Below are 18,690 nucleotides of genomic sequence, written 5' to 3' on the forward strand. Positions count from 1 at the left end.
CACGTCACGCCTCGCGTGCGGCCCACCAGGTCAGCAGCTCCTCGCGGGCGGCGTCCTCACCGAGCGGCCCGCGGTCGAGACGCAGCTCCAGCAGGAACTTGTAGGCCTGTCCCACCTCCGGCCCCGGCGCGATGCCCAGGGTCGCCATGATCTGCTGCCCGTCGAGGTCCGGCCGGATCGAGGCCAGCTCCTCCTCCCCGCGCAGCCGCTCGATGCGCTGCTCGAGGTCCGTGTACGCGTCGGACAAGCGCTGGGCCTTGCGCTTGTTGCGGGTGGTCGAGTCCGCCCGCGTCAGGCGGTGCAGTCGCTCCAGGAGCGGTCCCGCGTCGGTCACGTAGCGGCGCACGGCGGAGTCGGTCCACTCCCCCTCCCCGTACCCGTGGAAGCGCAGGTGCAGCTCCACGAGCCGCGACACCTGCTTGACCGTTTCCTTGTCGAAGCGCAGCGCCTTGAGCCGCTTCGCCGTGAGCTTGGCGCCCACGACCTCGTGGTGGTGGAAGCTGACACCGCCGCCCGGCTCGAACCGCCGCGTGTCCGGCTTGCCGATGTCGTGCAGGAGAGACGCGAGACGCAGGACGAGGTCCGGACCCGGCACCGCGCCGTCGGGCCCGGTCTCCTGGGCGATCGCCTGCTCGAGCACGGTCAGCGAGTGCTGGTAGACGTCCTTGTGCCGGTGGTGCTCGTCGATCTCGAGACGCAGGGCAGGGAGCTCGGGCAGGACGTGGTCCGCCAGGCCGGTCTCGACGAGGACCTCGAGCCCCTTGCGCGGGTCGTCGGACAGGAGCAGCTTGGTCAGCTCGTCCCGCACCCGCTCGGCCGAGACGATCTCGATGCGCGACGCCATGTCGACGATCGCGGCACGCGTCGCAGGCTCGACCTCGAAGCCCAGCTGGGCCGCGAACCGCGCGGCCCGCATCATGCGCAGCGGGTCGTCGTCGAACGAGCGCTCCGGTGCGATCGGGGTGCGCAGGACGCCCGTCGCGAGGTCGGCGAGCCCGTCGTGCGGGTCGACGAACAGCATCTCCGGGACGCGCACCGCCATGGCGTTGACCGTGAAGTCGCGCCGCGACAGGTCGCCGACCAGGGTGTCGCCGAACGCGACGAGCGGCTTGCGCGACGCCGGGTCGTACTCGTCGGTCCGGTACGTGGTGACCTCGACGACCAGCTCGTCCACACCGCGCGGGGCACCCTTGGGCGCGAAGCGCTTGGCACCGATCGTGCCGAACTCCTTGCCGATGTCCCAGTGCGCGTCGCCCCAGGCCGCGAGCAGGGCCTGGGTCTGGTCCGGGTCGGCCGACGTGGCGAAGTCGAGGTCGTTGCTCGCGCGCCCCAGGAAGGCGTCACGGACCGGGCCGCCGACGAGCGCCAGCTCGTGGCCGGCCGCGCGGAACATCTCGCCCAGCTCGATCGCCGCGGGCGCCATCTCCGTCAGCACCGCCAGCGCACGCCGCAGGAGCTCGAGCTGTTCGGGCGTCGTCGGCACCCCGCGAGACCCCTCGACGGGCGGCGCGGCAGGCTCGGGGGCGGGAGAGTTCTGGGAAGGAGTCGGCACGACATCCAAGCGTGCCAGATCAAGCGCGGACTCCACACTCGGTAATGTTGGGTCATGTCCACCCCAGCGCACTCTCCGGACCATCGCGGTGTACCAGCGCCGCCCGGTGGTCACGCGCTGCGGAGAGACCCGGAGACCCACCGGGGTCCCGCCCCGTCCGCCAGCCCACCCGCTCCGCTGCCCGTCGTCGAGGAGATCTCCGCAGGTGGGCTGGTCGTCGACACGTTCGAGGGCCTGTTCCGGGCCGCGGTCATCGCGCGGCGCAACCGCGGCGGTCGGCTCGAGTGGTGCCTGCCGAAGGGCCACCTCGAGGGCGCGGAGACGCCCGAGGAGGCCGCCGTCCGGGAGATCGCCGAGGAGACGGGGATCACGGGGGCCGTCCAGACCCCGCTCGGGATCATCGACTACTGGTTCACCGGTGAGGACCGTCGGGTGCACAAGGTCGTCCACCACTTCCTGCTGCGGGCGACCGGCGGGCACCTCACGGTCGAGGGCGACCCCGACGGCGAGGCCGAGGACGTCGCCTGGGTCCCGTTCGAGGACCTGCCCGACCGCCTGTCCTATCCCAACGAGCGCCGCCTCGCCGCGGTTGCGCACGACGTCCTGCGAGGGCGACGCACGAGCGCCCACTTCCGGGGTACCGTGACTCGCACCGTCGTCCGTACCAGCCGGCCGGCACCCGACGACCCACGGAACCCGACCGACCACCCATGAGCTTTCACTTCTCCGGTGGCGCGCCCCGCGCCTCGACGCACGGTCCGGCAGCGAACGGCCCCCGCCGGACCGACGGCCGCACCGCCCTCGGCACGACGCCACCCGCCCCGAGCCGACGGTCGGCCCGCTCTCACGTGCGAGCCCTCCTCGCGCCGTTGCTCGCCCTAGGGCTCGCCGTGCTGCCCTCGGCCGCCCTCGCGGCAACGCCTGCCGAGGTCGTGACAGGGGCCCGGGCCACGTCGGTCGAGGCGAGCACCCTCGCCACCGACACGGACCCCACGGCGGCCCCGGCCGACGAGGCAGACGAGGGAACGGTCACGACGACGCTCGTGTCGATGTCGCCGACCACGGTGCAGCCCGGCGACACCCTTACGATCGTCGTGCGGATCCACAACGGCACCGAGGACAGGCTCAAGGCTCCCCGTGCCACGCTCGGCGTCAGCTGGCGGCCCGTCGGCACCCGGTCCGCCCTCGAGGCCTGGGCCGACGCCCCCGTCTCCCAGCAGCCGGCCGGACGCATGACCACCGAGGACGTCGACCCGCTCGCACCGGGCGAGGACGCCACGGTCACGTTCGAGGTGGCCGCCGACGACCTCAACCTGGAGCCGGGCTCGACGTGGGGGCCTCGGCCCCTCTCCGTCATGGTCGAGGAAGGCGGCGAGCGGCTCGACGTCCTGCGCACCTTCTTCCTCTGGGGCGACTCGCAGGCACCCGTCCCGGTCCGGGTCAGCATGATCGCCCCGGTCACCGGCCCCGCTCTCTCCCTGACGAGCACGACCGGGACCGCCACGTCGAGCGTCGACGTCCGCGCCGTGGACGAGGCTCTGGGAGCCGACCGACGGCTGGGCAGGCTCCTGTCCGCCACGGCCCAGGTCCCCGAGATCGCGTGGGCGCTCGACCCCTCGCTCCTGGCGGCCGCCGAGACGTCGCCGGACACCGACTCGCAGGCATGGGCTGCGGCGGTGCGCGACGGTGCCGCCGGCCGCACGGTCTTCGGCCTGCGACCCTACGACCCGGACCCCGCCGCCTATGCGCGGGTCGGCGCGCTCCTGCCCGCCACCACGACCCCGCTGCCGGGGGGTGCGACTCCTGATACCGCGTGGCGGACCGACCTCGTCTACCCGGCCGACGACGTCCCCGACGTGCAGACGGTCCGCACGGCCGTCCAGTCCGGCTCCCCCCTGGTGGTCGTCCGGGGCGACGGGCTCGCCCCCGAGAGCTCGGTGAACTACACCCCGAACGGCCTGGCCACCGTCCCGACCGACGTAGGCCCCGCGACCGCGCTGGTCGCCGACGCCGCCCTCACCCAGGACGTCGAGGACGCGACCCGTGCCGGGCGCGACGCCGACGACCCGTCCACGGCCGACGCGACACAACGGCTCCTCGCCGACCTGGCGGTGGCAGCCTCCGAGCGACCGACCGAGGCTCGACACGTGCTCGTCGCCCTCCCGCGCTCGTGGGACCCGGACCCTCACGCCCTCACGTCCGTCCTCGATGCCCTGGCAGAGGCGACCTGGGTCGACGTCGCCCCGGTCGACGACCTCCTCGGCTCGGCGGTCCCAGACGTCGCGCGCTCCCCGCTGCCCGAGTCCTCGGTGAGCGAGGGAACGCTGCCGGTCTCCCAGATGAACGAGCTCCAGCGCGCCCGGACCCAGACGGCGGACTTCGCCACGATCACCGCCGATCCCGCGGCCATCGCCCAGGAAGCGGAGCCCGCCCTCGTCGTACCCACCGCGGTCGCCTACCGGTCGCTTCCCGACGACCGGACCGTCGCGGTGGACACCGCGGTGAAGGATGCGGCACTGATCCGGTCCGCCGTGTCGATCGTCCCCCGCGAGCTGGACGTCACCCTGATCAACACGTCGGGCAAGATCCCCGTCTGGGTGCGCAACACGCTCGACCAGCCGGTCACGATCCAGGTGGCGCTCCGTCCCGACAGCGGTCTCCTGAAGGTCGTCTCCTTCCCGGTCGGGCCCGTCCCGGCAGGCGCCGAGGTCGCCTTCAAGGTTCCCGTCCAGGCCATCGGCAGCGGTGACGTCGAGGTCGAGGTCGAGCTTCTCGCGGTTCCTTCCGGCGCCGTCGTCTCGCCCTCCTCGGCGTTCGTCGTCCAGGTGCGCGCCGAGTGGGAGAACACGGGGACCGCGATCTTCGCCGGGCTCGTCGCGCTCCTCATGATCGGCGGCATCTGGCGCACCATCCGACGCGGCCGGTCGCCGCGCCGCGTCGCCGAGATGACGCCCGCGGCGGGTGTGCCGGGAGCCCACGGGGTGGCGGCGCCGTCGGGCCGCTCGACAGGGCACGACGAGTGAAGCACCTCCGACCTACCGGGACCACGCGGGCAGGACGCCCCCGTCCCGACGCCGCCATGGCCCCCGTCGAACCCGCTGACGAGACCGAGACGCCGACCGGCGAGCCCGCCGTGGCCACCACCCCGAGGAGCAGCCTCGGCCGCAGCTCGGCGCTCATGGCCTCGGGCACCGCGGTCTCCCGCGTCCTCGGACTCGTTCGCAACGTCCTCCTCGTCACCGCGATCGGCACCACCGGCCTCGCGGCCGACGCGTTCGACGTCGCCAACAAGATCCCCAACGTCCTGTTCGCGATCCTCGCGGGAGGCGTGCTCAACGCCGTCCTCGTCCCGCAGATCGTCCGTGCCTACCGTTCCAAGAACCCCCAGGAGCGTCTCGACAAGCTCCTGACCCTGTCCGGGGTGCTGCTCCTCGGGCTCAGCCTGATCCTCACCGCGGGTGCCGCGGTGATCGTGACCCTCTACACCGACGGCTGGGGCTCCGCGCAGTTCTCGCTCGCCGTCGCGTTCGCGTTCTGGTGCACCCCGCAGCTCTTCTTCTACGGTCTGTACACGCTCCTCGGGCAGGTCCTCAACGCGCGTGGCCAGTTCGGCCCGTTCATGTGGGCCCCCGTCGTCAACAACATCGTCTCGATCGTCGGGTTCGGTGCCTTCATCGCGATCTACGGGCCGTACGCCACGGGCGCGGCCGACGACCTCGGCACCTGGGACGGCACCAAGATCGCCGTCCTCGCCGGGACCGCGACCCTCGGGGTCGCGTCGCAGGCCCTCATCCTCCTCGTGCCCCTGTGGCGCGCGGGGTTCCGCTGGCACTTCCGGCTCGGGATGCGCGGCATCGGGCTGCGCTCCGCCGGACAGGTCGCGATCTGGACGTTCGGCGCGGTCATGCTCGAGCAGATCGGCGTCCTGTTCACGACCCAGTTCGCCTCGAGCGCACCTGCGGCCGCGCTGCGCGAGACCTTCGGTGCCTACGACGGCGACCCCCTGACGAACGGCGTCGTGACCGGCGTGGTCACGGGCGCCCCCGAGGCCTTCGCCGTCGCGGGCAACGCCGCCTACACGCAGGCGCTCATGATCTACCTGTTGCCGCACTCGCTCGTGACGGTCTCGATCGCCACGGCCCTGTTCACCGGGATGAGCGCCGCCGCGGGCGCGGGCGACTTCGCCCGGGTGCGGCACGACCTCTCGCGCGGGGTGCGGACCGTGGGTGTGTTCACGGTGTTCGCCACGGCCGTCTTCGCGATCCTCGCCCTGCCGATCACCAAGCTCCTGCTCATCAACGTCACGCCCTCGAGCGCCGTGGCGGTCAGTCAGATCCTCGTCGCCATGGCCTTCGGCCTCGTTCCGCTGGGTGGGATGGTCCTCATGAAGTGGGTGTACTACGCCTACGAGGACGGCAAGACGGTCTTCTGGATCCAGGTGCCGGCGACGATCGCGCTCGTCGGGGTCGCCTGGCTCGCGACCCGCACGCTCGACCCCGTGTGGTGGGTCGTCGGGGTCGGGGCGGCGATGTCGCTGTCCAACGTCGTCGCCGTCCTGCTGCGGACCGCGGGACTTCGACGCAAGCTCCATGGTCTCGACGCCTTCCGGATCGTGCGGATGCACGTCAAGACCGCCCTCGCGGCCGGGGTCAGCGCTGGGATCGGCTGGGGGGTCCTCCAGCTCTTCGGAGACCTCTACGGACTCTCGTGGCTGCGGGCTGCTGTGGTCACTACAGTCGTCGGGATCGTCATGACCGCCGTGTACATCGGCGGCCTCAAGGTCATGCGGGTCCGCGAGCTCGATCAGCTCGCCGACCCGTTGCTCCGCAAGCTCGGGCGGCGACGCCCGACCACGAGTTAGAGGACGCCCGTACCATGTGGGGGGAAGATGTCGACGGCAAGAAAGTTCGAGGTGGGCAGGTGACCGCAGCAGGACCCGGCACGACACTGGTGGGCCGCTACCTGCTGGGTGAACGGCTGGCGAGCGACCTGGTCGACGTCACCGCCTGGTCCGCGCACGACTCGGTCCTGAACCGTTCCGTGCGGGTCTCGCTGCTCGCCGGCGAGCACGTCGCAGAGGCCATCGACTCGGCCCGCCGGGCCGCGCTCGTCGCCGACCCGCGACTGACCCGGGTGCTCGACGTCGGCACCGACGACGGTGTCGCCTACGTCATCACCGAGCCGTTCGCCGGGATCACCCTGTCCGAGGTCGTGGCGGGCGGGATCGTCGATGCCCAGCAGGCGCGCGCCATCGTCGGCGAGGCTGCGGCCGCGCTCGAGGTCGCCCGCCGGCGCGGCGTCCACCACCTGGCACTACGACCGGAAGCCCTGCGGGTCGACGGGGACCGCGTCGTCGTGACGGGCCTCGGGCTCGACGCGGGCATCAGCGGACAGGACCAGCACGACGCCGACGAGACCTCACGAGCCGACACCCTCGGCCTCGTCGCGCTGCTGTACTACGCGATGACAGCGCGCTGGGCGGGACCCAGCCTCGACGTGCCCTGGATCAGTCCTGACTCGGTCCACCCGCTCCCCGCCCAGCGCGACGCGGCAGGAGTGCTCCCGTTGTCGACGCTCGTCCCTGGGGCACCGACGGACCTGTCGGACCTGTGCACCAAGGTCTTCGCCGACGCAGAGGCCTCGCCCACCCGGGCAGGCACAGACGGTGGCGGGTCGACGAACGACGACACCCAGGAGTTCGACAGCCTCGCAGCACCACCCTCGTCGCCGGCCGACCTGGTGAGCGCCCTCGAGCCCTGGGGGGCGCTGTCCGTCGTCGCCGCTCTCCCGACGTTCGTCCAGCCGCCCGCCCCGACCGCGCCGAACCGGGTCAGCCGGCAGTCCATCCGGAGCGCGTTCGACGTCCCGCTCTCGACACCGCCAGGCACTCCGCCCCCCGCGGTCCCCTTCCACCGGCCCACGACCGGGCGGATCCACCGCGTGCCCCTCGCGGGCGCCTCCGCGCTCCCTGACGGTGCCAGCTACCCCGCGCCTACCTACGCCGACGCCCCCGTCGCCTACGCGGCATCGTCCGCCCCGACGACGGGCGCCTACCCGACCCAGGTCGCCTACCAGCAGCAGCCCCCGACGGGGTCTCACCCGACGGCCCCACCGCCCCCGCCGGTCGCCCCGGTCACGGCGCTGCCCACCGGGCAGGGTCCCGCCGTCGACCCCGCGACCGGACCACGGACCGGTCCCTTCGCGACGACGAGCGCCAAGAAGACCAGCGTGAAGAGCACCTGGATCATCATGCCCGTCGTGCTCATCCTGGTGATCGCCGCCGTCGTCTGGGGCGTGAAGTCCGGTCTCGGTGGTTTCGGCGCCGTCCTCACGCCGGGATCGGCTCAGGGTGGGTCGTCCACGACCGGCTCCCAGCCTCCCGAGACGGCCCCCGACGACGGCGAGGTGCCGGTGAACACCGAGCCCCTCCCGATCGCCGCAGGCGGTCTGCTGGACCCGGACGTCGCGAACCCTGACGACGTCGGCGAGAAGCCCGAGTCCGTGCCCCTCGCGGTCGACGGCGACCCGACGACGTTCTGGTACACCTACTCGTACAACACGGCGGCCTTCGGCGGCAACAAGACCAAGACGGGCTACACGTTCACGCTCGACGACGAAGCGACCGTCCAGCGCATCGTGCTCGACACGAACAACACGGGTGGCCGCGTCGAGGTCCGAGCCGTCACCGACGACGCGCCCACGGGTGGCGACGTCCTCGCATCGGGGACGTTCTCGGACACCGTCGAGCTCGCGCTCGACCCCGCGACCGAAGGCACCACGTTCGTCCTGTACATCACGGAGCTCCCGACGAACGGTGACGGCAAGTTCCGCGTCGAGCTCAACGAGATCACGGTCTACTGACGTCGTGGCCGCACCCTTCGGGGTGCTCAGCCACGACGTCGGTGTCGACCATCCATCGGCCCACCGACCGACGGTGCCCTCGGAACAGAACGACGCCGCCCGGCGTTGGACCCGGTGCACCACCCACCACTGAGGAGTACACGTGACGGAACAGACCCCCACGACCGCCCCGCGGAACGTCATCATCGTGGGTTCGGGCCCCGCCGGGTACACGGCCGCCGTGTACGCCGCGCGTGCGGGCCTCGAGCCCCTGGTCCTGGCGGGTTCGATCACCGCGGGTGGCGCTCTGATGAACACGACCGAGGTCGAGAACTTCCCTGGGTTCCCCGACGGCATCATGGGCCCCGAGCTCATGGACAACCTGCAGAAGCAGGCCGAGCGCTTCGGTGCGCAGGTCGAGTGGGACGACGCGATCGAGCTCCGGCTCGACGGCCCGGTCAAGACGGTCGTCACCGGGAACGGTGAGACCTACACGGCTCGTGCAGTGATCCTCGCGACCGGCTCGGCGTACCGCGAGCTGGGCCTGGAGGACGAGAAGCGACTCTCCGGCCGCGGCGTCTCCTGGTGCGCGACGTGCGACGGCTTCTTCTTCCGCGACCAGCACATCGTGGTCGTCGGCGGCGGAGACTCCGCCGTCGAGGAGGCCACCTTCCTGACCCGCTTCGCGTCGAAGGTCACGATGGTGCACCGTCGTGGCGAGCTCCGCGCCTCGAAGATCATGGCCGACCGGGCCAAGGCCGACCCCAAGATCGAGTTCGCCTGGAACAGCGAAGTCGTCGGGATCCACGGCGAGAACAAGGTCGAGTCGCTCACGCTGCGCGACACCCTCACGGGTGAGGAGCGTTCGATCGACGCGACCGGCCTGTTCGTCGCGATCGGGCACGACCCCCGCTCCGAGCTCGTCAAGGGGCAGATCGACCTGGACGACGACGGCTACATCCAGGTCGTCGGACGCACCACCGCGACCAACCTCGAGGGCGTGTTCGCGTGCGGCGACGCGGTCGACCACACGTACCGCCAGGCCATCACCGCGGCCGGCTCGGGCTGCTCTGCGGCGCTCGACGCCCAGCGCTACCTCACCGAGCTCGTCGACGCGATCGAGGACGCCGAGGGGCTCCCCGAGATCGCCGGCACGCCCGAGTCCCCCGCCCCCGACGAGCTGCCCCGCGCACTGGAGGAGATCCGATGAGCAACACCGTCAAGGTCACCGACGACACCTTCAAGTCCGAAGTCCTGGAGTCGGACATCCCCGTCATCGTGGACTTCTGGGCCACCTGGTGCGGGCCGTGCCTGCAGATCGCCCCGATCCTCGAGGAGCTGGCCGGCGAGTACGCCGGCAAGGTCAAGATCGCCAAGCTCGACTCCGACGAGAACCCCGCGATCACCGCGGCGTACGGCGTGATCTCGATCCCCACGCTCAACTTCTACTCCGGTGGTGAGCTGGTGAAGTCGATCGTGGGAGGACGGCCCAAGCGCATCCTCGCCGAGGAGATCGACGCACTCATCGCCTGACGCTCTCGCCCGCCGCGATCTGCGGGCATCGCCCCGGAGGGGCGGGGGGGGGCCCCCCCCGGCGCCCCCCCCCCCCCCCCGGGGGGGGGGGGGGCCCCCCCCCCCCCCCCCCCCGCCGGCGTCTGGGCTCGCCGCCGGAGGCATCTGGTCGGGACGGTCTGTCCGTCACCCGGGCCGGCCGGTGAAGGGCTGGCCCCACAGGCTCCCTGCCGTCGTCCGGTCAGCGGCCCCTTCACGGTTTCCACCGATCCGCCGTGGGAGACTGGGGAGCGTGAGCACGACACCGACGCACCCCGCTCAGCCTGCCGCCTCGAGCGGCACCCGCCTCGACCCGTGGTTCGGCGCCTACGCCGAGCGCGCCCACGGCATGCGAGCGTCGGAGATTCGCGCCCTCTTCGCGGTCGCGAATCGCCCCGAGGTCGTCTCGCTCGCGGGCGGCATGCCCTACCTCGAGGGACTTCCCCTCGACGTGATCGCGGATGCGATGCAGAAGCTCGTCGCGACGCGCGGCACCACAGCGCTGCAGTACGGCTCGGGCCAGGGCGACGAGTCGCTGCGCGAGAAGATCGTCGACGTCGTGCGCCTCGAGGGCATCGACTGCCACCCGGACGACGTCGTGGTCACCACGGGATCCCAGCAGGCTCTCGACCTCGTGACGCGCATCTTCATCGACCCGGGCGACGTCATCGTCGCTGAGGCACCCAGCTACGTGGGGGCCCTCGGCGTCTTCCGGTCCTACCAGGCCGACATCGTCCACGTCCCGCTCGACGAGCACGGTCTGATCCCCGAGGCCCTCGAGGAGACCCTCACCCGGCTGGCCGCCGAGGGTCGGCGCGTCAAGCTCCTCTACACCGTTCCCAACTTCCACAACCCTGCCGGCGTGACGCTCTCGGTCGAGCGGCGTCCCCGCATCCTCGAGATCGCCCAGCGGTTCGGGGTGCTCGTGATCGAGGACAACCCGTACGGTCTGCTCGGCTTCGACGGCGACCCGTTGCCCGCGATGCGTTCGCTCGACGACCAGGGCGTCCTCTACCTGGGCTCCTTCTCCAAGACGTTCGCTCCCGGCTACCGGGTCGGGTGGGTGGTCGCCCCCCACGCCGTCCGAGAGAAGCTCGTGCTCGCCAGCGAGTCCGCGATCCTGTGCCCCTCGAACGCCTCGCAGCTCGCGATCGCGACCTACCTCGACACCTGTGACTGGCAGGGCCAGATCAAGCAGTTCCGCGAGCTCTACCGGGAACGACGCGACGCCATGATCGGGGCCCTCTCGGAGCACCTCCCGTCTGCCTCCTGGAACGTCCCGAACGGCGGGTTCTACACCTGGGTCAAGCTTCCGGACGGGCTCGACGCGCGGTCCATGCTCCCCCGCGCGGTGACGGCCCGCGTCGCCTATGTCCCGGGGACGGCGTTCTATGCCGACGGGACGGGCGCGGACCACGTCCGTCTCTCCTACTGCTTCCCGACGCCGGAGCGCATCAGGGAGGGAGTCCGGCGGTTCGCCGGGGTCGTCTCTGCCGAGCGCGAGCTCGTGGACCTCTTCGGCACCTCCGGCGCCCAGGACCCGGACCTGTCCGACGTCGAGAACCCTGGCCCCAACCTCGCGTGAGCGCCACCCCTGCCCGCGTGAGAAACCTGCTGAACGTCGAGAGGACCAAGACCGTGGGTACCGCTGCGGAATCACAGACCGTCACCGAGGACGTCGCCGAGCTCGCGCCGGCCGATCACCCCGCCTCGCGGGACGGGGGCGCTTCGAAGAACGAACCGCGCCCTGTCAAACGAGTTGCCGTTCTCGCGGGGGGGCTGTCGCACGAGCGCGACGTCTCGCTCCGCTCGGGGCGCCGTGTCGCCGACGCCCTGCGTGGTGCAGGCCTCGAGGTGACGGTGCACGACGTCGATGCGTCCCTCCTCCCGTTCCTCGCCGAGGAGAAGCCCGACGTCGTCTGGCCGCTCCTGCACGGCGCGAGCGGGGAGGACGGCTCGATCCGCGACGTCCTCGAACTGCTCTCCCTCGACTACGTAGGGACCGGTCCCCGGGCATCGCGAGCCGCCTGGAACAAGCCCATCGCCAAGAACGTCGTGCTGGGCGCGGGCCTCTCGACCCCGGACTACGTGACTCTCCCCCAGAGCCTCTTTCGCGAGCTCGGCGCTCAGCCTGTGCTCGACGCCATCGTCGGTCGCCTGGGGCTCCCCCTCGTCGTGAAGCCGACCAGAGGGGGCTCCGCGCTGGGCGTCACGCTCGTCCGCCGTGCCGAGGAACTGCCTCGTGCGATGGTCGACTGCTTCTCCTACGGCGACATCGCCCTCATCGAGCGTGCCGTCGAAGGAACCGAGATCGCCGTGAGCGTGGTGGACGGTCCGGACGGCCCCGAGGCGCTCCCAGCAGTCGAGATCGTGACCGAGGGTACCTACGACTACGACGCCCGCTACAACCCGGGCCGTACCAGCTACTACGCCCCCGCCCGACTGGCTCCCGAGGTCGCTGCGCGCGTCGAGGAGACGGCGGTCCGCGCCCACCTCGCTCTGGGCCTGCGTGACCTCTCGCGATCGGACCTCATCGTCGACGCCGACGGCGTTCCGCACTTCCTCGAGGTCAACGTCGCGCCCGGGATGACGGAGACCTCGTTGTTCCCGCAGGCAGTTCATGCTGCGGGGCGCGATCTAGGGGACCTCTACCGCGCGATCGTGACGCAGAGCGCGGTGCGTCAGGGTTCCCAGCGCTGACCGCTTCTTCCTCGACGAACGTCATCGGCCCCGATGAGCAGCTGCTCATCGGGGCCGATGTTTCACGTGGAACGTCGGGGGTCTGCCCGAGTGGCACCTACCGGCGCAGCAGGCCCGGATCCTGGGGTGCCATGAGGTCGAGGATCCTGTTGAGGTCCTCGACCGACGCGAACTCGACCGTCAGCCGGCCCTTGTTCTTCCCGAGGTCGACCTTGACGCGCGTCTCGAAGCGGTCCGAGAGTCGGGATGCCAGCTCGTCGATCGCCGCACTGCGCTGGCCCGGTCTCGGCGTGCGCTCCACAGGACGCTTCGCATCCAGTCCCCCGAGAGCGACGATCTCCTCCGTGGCTCGCACAGAGAGCCCTTCGGAGACGATGCGCTGAGCGAGGCGTTCGATCTCCGCACCATCCGTCAGACCGAGCAGCGCACGGGCGTGCCCGGCGGAGAGAACTCCGGCCGCCACTCGACGCTGGACCAGTGGCGGCAGACGCAGCAGACGCAGCGTGTTGGAGATCTGCGACCTGCTCCGGGAGATGCGTGTACCCAGCTCCTCGTGCGTGCAGCCGAAGTCGTCGAGCAGCTGGCGGTATGCCGCAGCCTCCTCCAACGGGTTCAACGCACTACGGTGCAGGTTCTCGAGAAGCGCGTCGCGCAGGAGGTCAGCGTCGTCCGTCTCGCGAATGATCGCCGGAATGACGTCCAGGCCCGCTGCCTGGGTCGCCCGCCAACGCCGCTCGCCCATGATGAGCTCGTAGCCCCCGGGGTTCTCGGGGTCACGGCGGACGACGACGGGCTGCAGGACGCCGATCTCCTTGATGGAGCCGACGAGCTCGTCGAGCTCGCCCTCGTCGAAGACGGTGCGTGGCTGACGAGAGTTCGCCCGGATCAGCCCCACGGGGAGTTCTGCGAACGTCGCCCCCGGCACCGGCACGAGGTCGGCCGGTGCCGGCTCGGCCGAAGCGTCCGTCGTCTCCGTCGTACGTGTTTCACGTGAAACGTCGGCCGGCGTGTCGTCAGCCTTGGTGGGCTCGCTGTCGCCTCCGGTCGCTTCGACCGACGAGGATGTCTCGGCCCGTGCCACCCCCTGCTCGGTGCTCGTGCTCGTGAGCACGACGAGATCCACCTCGTCGACGCCCCCGAGCGAGGCCGGCGAGTCGGCATCCGTGCGCTCGATGGTCAGCACGGGAGCACCGGATTCCTCAGTCTCCCCTCCCCCGGAGTCCGGACTCGCGGGGGAGCTGGACTCCGCCACACGCGGCGCGGAGGGGAAGAAGACGTCCACCGGACGTTCACGCTCAGGACTGGTCGGAATCAATGCTCCGAGACCACGACCGAGCCCACGGCGCTTCTCACTCATCGTGCATCCTCCTGGTAGCTAGGCAGCACTGCCCATCGCTCGGCGAGGTAGTTCTGCCGTGAGACGTTGCGAGACGCTCCGTCGACGGTAGGGACAGGCAAGGGTTCAGGGCGGCCGCGATCCGCGACCTCGCGTGCAGCCTCAAGGTAGGCGAGAGCGCCCGTGGAGCTCGGGTCGTAGGTGATGACACTCTGACCGTGGCTGGGAGCCTCGGAGATCCTCACCGAGCGCGGGATAGACGTCTTGAGGGTCTGCTCGGGGAAGTGTTCACGCACCTCTGCGGCGACTTGCTGCGCGAGGTTGGTGCGACCGTCGTACATCGTGAGCAGGATCGTGGAGACGTGCAGCCGCGGGTTCAAGTGCGCCTTGATGAGCTCGATGGTCTTCAGGAGCTGGCTGAGCCCCTCGAGGGCGTAGTACTCGCACTGGATGGGGATCAGCACCTCGCGCCCGACCACGAAGGCATTCACGGTCAGCAGACCGAGACTTGGCGGGCAGTCGACGAGGACGTAGTCGATCGGCTCCAGGCCTTGGGCGACACGTTCCTCCAGGAAGTCATCGACCGCCTTCCGCAGCCGTGTTTCACGTGAAACCAGCGAGACCAGCTCGATCTCCGCCCCCGACAGATCGATCGTCGCGGGCACGCACCACAACGTCGGAAGGTCTGGGCACTGCTGGACTGCTGAAGAAAGTGGCGCGCCATCGACCAGAACTTCGTAGACCGAAGGTGTACCCGCTCGATGCTCGACCCCGAGAGCAGTGGATGCATTGCCCTGCGGGTCGTTGTCGATCACCAGCACGTTGAGCCCAGCCTGCGCCAGCCCGGCTGCCAGGTTGACGGTCGTCGTCGTCTTACCGACGCCGCCCTTCTGGTTGGCGATGGTGATGACCCGTGTCGAAGCCGGACGCGGGAAGCGTCGTCCGTGGAGATCGATCCGGCGACGGGCATCAATCGTGAGCTGCGCCGCCAGGGGGGTGTCGTCATCCATCTCGGGGAGGCTCGCCATCAGTTCCTCGCGCCGGCTCTCGTCGAACGCGGCGTCCGACGGGTAGCCCTCGGATGTTTCACGTGAAACGCTCGCGAGATACGTCATGTCCCGACTCTCGAACGGGATGTCCTGCTGCTGGTCGGAACTCTCAGTCACGCCCATCTCCCTCACTTGACCTACTCCAGCATGCGCCCCACCACAGCCTCATTCATGGACCGCCGGACGCGTGTCGTCACCGAGTCTCACCGTCGGGACCCGGGGCTCTGCCACCCTATGCGGTGCACTCCTCCCCCTGGTCTCCACTCACCGTGACTTCCACGTGGCGGACTCGGGGTCACGTCGCGAAGGGCCCTAGGGGCACCGTTCAAACCTGAGCAGGCGTGCGCCGGATTCGGAGCACGGTTGTCGGCTCGACGCCGTCAACACTCGACGCTTCGAGAATCTCCGGCTCTTCCGTCTTGTACTTGCGGAGCACCTTGCGCGCCGGCTCGATCTCCTGCGCCACATTGCGCCCCTTGAGGACGACCATCTCCCCGCCACGCTCCACCAAGGGAAGGGACATGCGCGCCAGCTTCTCAAGGGCGGCAACAGCACGCGAGGTCACTGCGTCACATTGGAAGGCGCCGTGATACTCCTCGGCGCGCCCTCGCTTGATCTCGACGTTGGAGAGTCCAAGGTCCTCGACGACCTCGGACAGCCACGCGCAGCGTCGTTCCATCGGCTCGATCAGGAGAACCTCTGCGTCGGGGCGCATCACCGCAATGACGATCCCGGGAAGGCCCGCACCGGAACCGATGTCGGCGATCGTGCCGGTCACAGGAAGAAACTGGACCACCGCTGCGGAGTTGAGGATGTGCCGCTCCCAGATGCGCGAGACCTCCCGCGGACCGATCAGCCCACGCAGCTCCCCCTGGTCGTGCAGCAGGTCTGCGAAGCGGGCGACAAGCGGGTACGCCGCACCGAAGTACGCCTGGACTTCTGGAGAGTCGGCGAGTGTTTCACGTGAAACACTGCCCTCGACGGCGTCGCTCATCTCGTGGGTCATCTACTCCTCTTTCGGTGCTCAAGCTCCCAGGGGACGTCGGACGATGCCGAACGGTCCGGGTCCATGGTGTCACGTCTCGCACGGCTGTGGTGCGATGCCCGGCGAGGCCGGCAACACGTCGAGCCGAGGCGGTCTCGATGCAGCCGGAGGCGTAGCGATGGGCAGGGCGCGGCCCCAGAACTCGCTGTGCCAACGACCACCGGATCTCGCACAGGACGGTGGAACCTGTGCGCGAGCTGGGGTGGATGGGCGGTGCAATCAGCCCCCACGCCGTGAACCTCCACGTACCGCTGGCGACCCGATCCCCGGGCACCCTCGCCCCCCCCCCCCCGCCCGCCGAGCGCGGCGATTCCCGGCAGAACCGTCAACGCGCCTCAGGCGACAAGCCGTCGACTGCGGCTGCGTCTCGGGGATCAGAGACCTCCGCGATGCTCGACGAGCGATGCCTGCTTCTCATGCCCCGACCCGTGGCGACCTCCGGAGCGAACCTCGAGGCGGGCCGACCGAGCGTCGAACCTGGTCGTCCCGCGACCGGCAGGCGACGGGAGATCGTCAGGCACTGACGGTCACACCCCAGGGACCGCCTCACCTACCCGTAACCAGATCGTGGGTCGTCATCGGGCCGTGCTGCTGTCGTGTTCGGGGCGCTGTGCAGTCCCACCGTCAAGATAGGCCCGTGCCTCGTCCCGCGTCTCGACCTTGTAGACGGCCGTGAGCATCGGCCGCAGTGCGATCGCCAGCCGGGGGCACCTCAGGCTGCGGCCACGCTCCCCTGCGGGGGACGCAGGGCGCCGGTCATCTTGCGACGCCCGTCCTGACAACGATCTTGGCCTCACATGAACTCATCGGGCGACACACGGCCCACAACGCACAGCGGCCCGGTGTTTCACGTGAAACACCGGGCCGCGGTGGAGGCGAGACGAAGGAGGTCAGGAAACCTCAGCGGGACGGATCACGACGTAGCGCTCCGGGTCCGTGCCTCGCGAGTCACTGCTCAAGCCGGCTGCTGCGACGACGTCGTGGACGACCTTGCGCTCAAAGGCGTTGAGCGGATCCATCGACAGCTCGGAACCCGACTCGCGCACCTTCGCGATCGCCTTGGTCGCGAGCTCGGTCAGCTCGATCTTGCGCTGCGCCCGGAAGCCAGCGATGTCGAGCATGAGCCGACTCCGCTCGCCGGTCCGTGCCTGGACCGCGAGCCGCGTCAGCTCCTGGAGCGCGTCCAGGACCTCCCCCTCCTTGCCCACCAGGTGCCGCAACGAGGTCGGCTCGTCGGCGACGATCTCGAGTGCTGCGCGCCCGTGGTCGATGTCGATGTCGATGTCGCCGTCGAGGTCGGCGATGTCGAGGAACTCCTCGAGGTAGTCCGCTGCGACTTCGCCTTCCTCCTCGAGACGCGTCATCTCGTCGGGTGCGTGGTCTTCGGCAGCGGGTGCGTCGGTCGACGACATTGCTGACTCCTTGGGGTCATGAGAACCCCGGGGTCTCGAAGGAACCTCGGCGCTCTCGGTACAGGACTGGGGCTACTTCTTCGGCTGCTTCGGCTTCGGGGAACCCTTGCCGGTCCCCTTGGCCGGACCATCGGTCTCACCATCGACCGGGGCATCGTTGACCGGGGCATCGTTGACCTCGGCAGACGGAGCCGTCGTTCCGTTGATGACGCGAGGCGTGCCTGGCTTCTGGCGGTCCTTGCGCTTGGGCTGCTGACGCTGGCCGCGGGGCTGCTCGATGACCGGAGCCGCCTCCTCGACGATGCCCTTGGCTGCGGCCTTGCGAGCCTTGCGCTCCTTCATGAGGCGCTCGGCCTCGGATCCCGGAGCGGGCATGCGCTTGATCGTGTAGAACTGCTGGCCCATGGACCAGAGGTTCGTCGTGGTCCAGTAGACGAGGACACCCACGGGGAAGTTCACGCCGGAGACCGCGAAGATGAAGGGGAAGACGTAGAGCATCATCTTCTGCGTCGACGCCATGGGGCCCTCGAGCGCCGACTTCGGCATGTTCTTCATGGTCAGCTGGCGCTGCGTGAAGAAGGTCGTGGCACACATCGCGACGATGAGGACGCCGATGACGATCTTCGCCTGCATGTCGTCGGTCTTGAGGAAGATGTCCGAGAGGTGCGCCCCGAACAGCGACGAGCTCTCGATGTCGCTCGCGACGCTCGCGTCGATCGGACCGATCTTGTCGGCATCACCGTTGGAGATCGGCACCAGGCCGTTGAGCACGCGGAAGAGTGCGAAGAAGATCGGCGACTGGAGCAGGATCGGCAGGCACGACGCGAACGGGTTGGTGCCGTGCTTCTTGTAGAGCTCCATGGTCTCGCGACTCATGGCCTCGCGAGACGCCGGGTCGGACTTGCCCTTGTACTTCTTCTGGATGGCCTGCATCTCGGGCTGCAGCATCTGCATGCCACGAGAGGCCTTGATCTGCTTGAAGAAGAGCGGGATCAGCAGGATACGGATGATGATCACGAGGCCGACGATCGAGAAGACCCAGCCGAGCCCGGGGCCGTCGCCCATGCCCAGGAACACGAGCCCCTGGTGGCACAGGTACATGATCCACGCCACGACCCATTCGATCGGCGCGAGGAACGCGAAGAAGTCCATCCGTACTACTCCCTAACCTTCAACAAACTGGGTCCTGACCGGCGTCGCCGGCA

The 18,690-nt window shown here is 69.9% G+C and carries 14 protein-coding genes; 8 read left to right on the forward strand and 6 right to left on the reverse strand.

From position 1 onward, the window contains the following. Nucleotides 1–4 precede the first annotated feature (4 nt). Nucleotides 5–1,483 carry a CCA tRNA nucleotidyltransferase gene (locus H9640_RS13470; RefSeq protein ID WP_425564154.1) on the reverse strand — a complete coding sequence of 493 codons (1,479 nt, stop codon included), beginning with the start codon at nucleotides 1,481–1,483 and terminating at the stop codon, nucleotides 5–7. Nucleotides 1,484–1,606: 123 nt separating this feature from the next. Between H9640_RS13470 and H9640_RS13475 the strand changes: the two genes are divergently transcribed. The 8 genes from H9640_RS13475 (at nucleotide 1,607) to H9640_RS13510 (ending at nucleotide 12,643) form a co-directional block, all read left to right on the forward strand. Continuing rightward, nucleotides 1,607–2,266: an NUDIX hydrolase gene (locus H9640_RS13475; RefSeq protein WP_191791224.1), complete on the forward strand. Its 660-nt coding sequence runs from the start codon at nucleotides 1,607–1,609 to the stop codon at nucleotides 2,264–2,266. Then, nucleotides 2,263–4,575: a DUF6049 family protein gene (locus H9640_RS13480; protein ID WP_191791225.1), complete on the forward strand. Its 2,313-nt coding sequence runs from the start codon at nucleotides 2,263–2,265 to the stop codon at nucleotides 4,573–4,575. The genes H9640_RS13475 and H9640_RS13480 overlap by 4 nt, the downstream gene beginning before the upstream one ends. A gap of 56 nt (nucleotides 4,576–4,631) precedes the next feature. Further along, nucleotides 4,632–6,413, forward strand: coding sequence for a murein biosynthesis integral membrane protein MurJ (gene murJ, locus H9640_RS13485; RefSeq protein WP_191791226.1), 1,782 nt, complete (start codon nucleotides 4,632–4,634; stop codon nucleotides 6,411–6,413). A gap of 59 nt (nucleotides 6,414–6,472) precedes the next feature. Next, the gene (locus H9640_RS13490) at nucleotides 6,473–8,413 is read left to right on the forward strand and encodes a protein kinase family protein (protein ID WP_191791227.1); all 1,941 of its coding nucleotides are present in this window, start codon (nucleotides 6,473–6,475) and stop codon (nucleotides 8,411–8,413) included. Nucleotides 8,414–8,555: 142 nt separating this feature from the next. Beyond that, complete coding sequence (gene trxB, locus H9640_RS13495; protein WP_191791228.1) at nucleotides 8,556–9,602, forward strand: thioredoxin-disulfide reductase; 1,047 nt, start codon at nucleotides 8,556–8,558, stop codon at nucleotides 9,600–9,602. Further along, complete coding sequence (trxA, locus tag H9640_RS13500) at nucleotides 9,599–9,925, forward strand: thioredoxin (protein ID WP_191791229.1); 327 nt, start codon at nucleotides 9,599–9,601, stop codon at nucleotides 9,923–9,925. Before trxB ends, trxA begins: the two co-directional genes overlap by 4 nt. A gap of 367 nt (nucleotides 9,926–10,292) precedes the next feature. Beyond that, the gene (locus tag H9640_RS13505) at nucleotides 10,293–11,528 is read left to right on the forward strand and encodes an aminotransferase-like domain-containing protein (RefSeq protein ID WP_191791259.1); all 1,236 of its coding nucleotides are present in this window, start codon (nucleotides 10,293–10,295) and stop codon (nucleotides 11,526–11,528) included. Between the two features lie 17 nt (nucleotides 11,529–11,545). Beyond that, nucleotides 11,546–12,643, forward strand: coding sequence for a D-alanine--D-alanine ligase family protein (locus H9640_RS13510; RefSeq protein WP_318243774.1), 1,098 nt, complete (start codon nucleotides 11,546–11,548; stop codon nucleotides 12,641–12,643). 97 nt (nucleotides 12,644–12,740) lie between these two features. Here the strand turns inward: H9640_RS13510 and H9640_RS13515 are convergent, their stop codons facing one another. From H9640_RS13515 to yidC, 5 genes are all read right to left on the reverse strand, one after another. After that, nucleotides 12,741–14,000, reverse strand: coding sequence for a ParB/RepB/Spo0J family partition protein (locus H9640_RS13515; protein ID WP_191791230.1), 1,260 nt, complete (start codon nucleotides 13,998–14,000; stop codon nucleotides 12,741–12,743). Then, the gene (locus tag H9640_RS13520) at nucleotides 13,997–15,007 is read right to left on the reverse strand and encodes a ParA family protein (RefSeq protein ID WP_191791261.1); all 1,011 of its coding nucleotides are present in this window, start codon (nucleotides 15,005–15,007) and stop codon (nucleotides 13,997–13,999) included. Before H9640_RS13520 ends, H9640_RS13515 begins: the two co-directional genes overlap by 4 nt. A 346-nt stretch (nucleotides 15,008–15,353) precedes the next feature. Continuing rightward, a complete protein-coding gene (gene rsmG / locus H9640_RS13525) occupies nucleotides 15,354–16,034 on the reverse strand; it encodes a 16S rRNA (guanine(527)-N(7))-methyltransferase RsmG (RefSeq protein ID WP_225227185.1) in 681 nt (226 codons plus the stop codon). Between the two features lie 929 nt (nucleotides 16,035–16,963). Beyond that, the gene (locus tag H9640_RS13530; RefSeq protein ID WP_191791231.1) at nucleotides 16,964–17,485 is read right to left on the reverse strand and encodes a Jag family protein; all 522 of its coding nucleotides are present in this window, start codon (nucleotides 17,483–17,485) and stop codon (nucleotides 16,964–16,966) included. A 72-nt stretch (nucleotides 17,486–17,557) separates the two neighbouring features. Then, nucleotides 17,558–18,637, reverse strand: coding sequence for a membrane protein insertase YidC (gene yidC, locus H9640_RS13535; RefSeq protein WP_191791232.1), 1,080 nt, complete (start codon nucleotides 18,635–18,637; stop codon nucleotides 17,558–17,560). Nucleotides 18,638–18,690: the final 53 nt, after the last annotated feature.

It is taken from the genome of Oerskovia gallyi, assembly GCF_014836745.1.
Classification (GTDB): domain Bacteria; phylum Actinomycetota; class Actinomycetes; order Actinomycetales; family Cellulomonadaceae; genus Oerskovia; species Oerskovia paurometabola.

Excerpts from the sequence above, each read along its gene's own strand:
- H9640_RS13475 (WP_191791224.1), top strand. The coding sequence starts at position 1,607 with ATGTCCACCCCAGCGCACTCTCCGGACCATCGCGGTGTACCAGCGCCG.
- H9640_RS13480 (WP_191791225.1), top strand. The coding sequence starts at position 2,263 with ATGAGCTTTCACTTCTCCGGTGGCGCGCCCCGCGCCTCGACGCACGGT.
- murJ (WP_191791226.1), top strand. The coding sequence starts at position 4,632 with ATGGCCCCCGTCGAACCCGCTGACGAGACCGAGACGCCGACCGGCGAG.
- trxA (WP_191791229.1), top strand. The coding sequence starts at position 9,599 with ATGAGCAACACCGTCAAGGTCACCGACGACACCTTCAAGTCCGAAGTC.
- H9640_RS13505 (WP_191791259.1), top strand. The coding sequence starts at position 10,293 with ATGCGAGCGTCGGAGATTCGCGCCCTCTTCGCGGTCGCGAATCGCCCC.
- H9640_RS13515 (WP_191791230.1), bottom strand. The coding sequence starts at position 14,000 with ATGAGTGAGAAGCGCCGTGGGCTCGGTCGTGGTCTCGGAGCATTGATT.
- H9640_RS13520 (WP_191791261.1), bottom strand. The coding sequence starts at position 15,007 with ATGGCGAGCCTCCCCGAGATGGATGACGACACCCCCCTGGCGGCGCAG.
- rsmG (WP_225227185.1), bottom strand. The coding sequence starts at position 16,034 with ATGACCCACGAGATGAGCGACGCCGTCGAGGGCAGTGTTTCACGTGAA.
- H9640_RS13530 (WP_191791231.1), bottom strand. The coding sequence starts at position 17,485 with ATGTCGTCGACCGACGCACCCGCTGCCGAAGACCACGCACCCGACGAG.
- yidC (WP_191791232.1), bottom strand. The coding sequence starts at position 18,637 with ATGGACTTCTTCGCGTTCCTCGCGCCGATCGAATGGGTCGTGGCGTGG.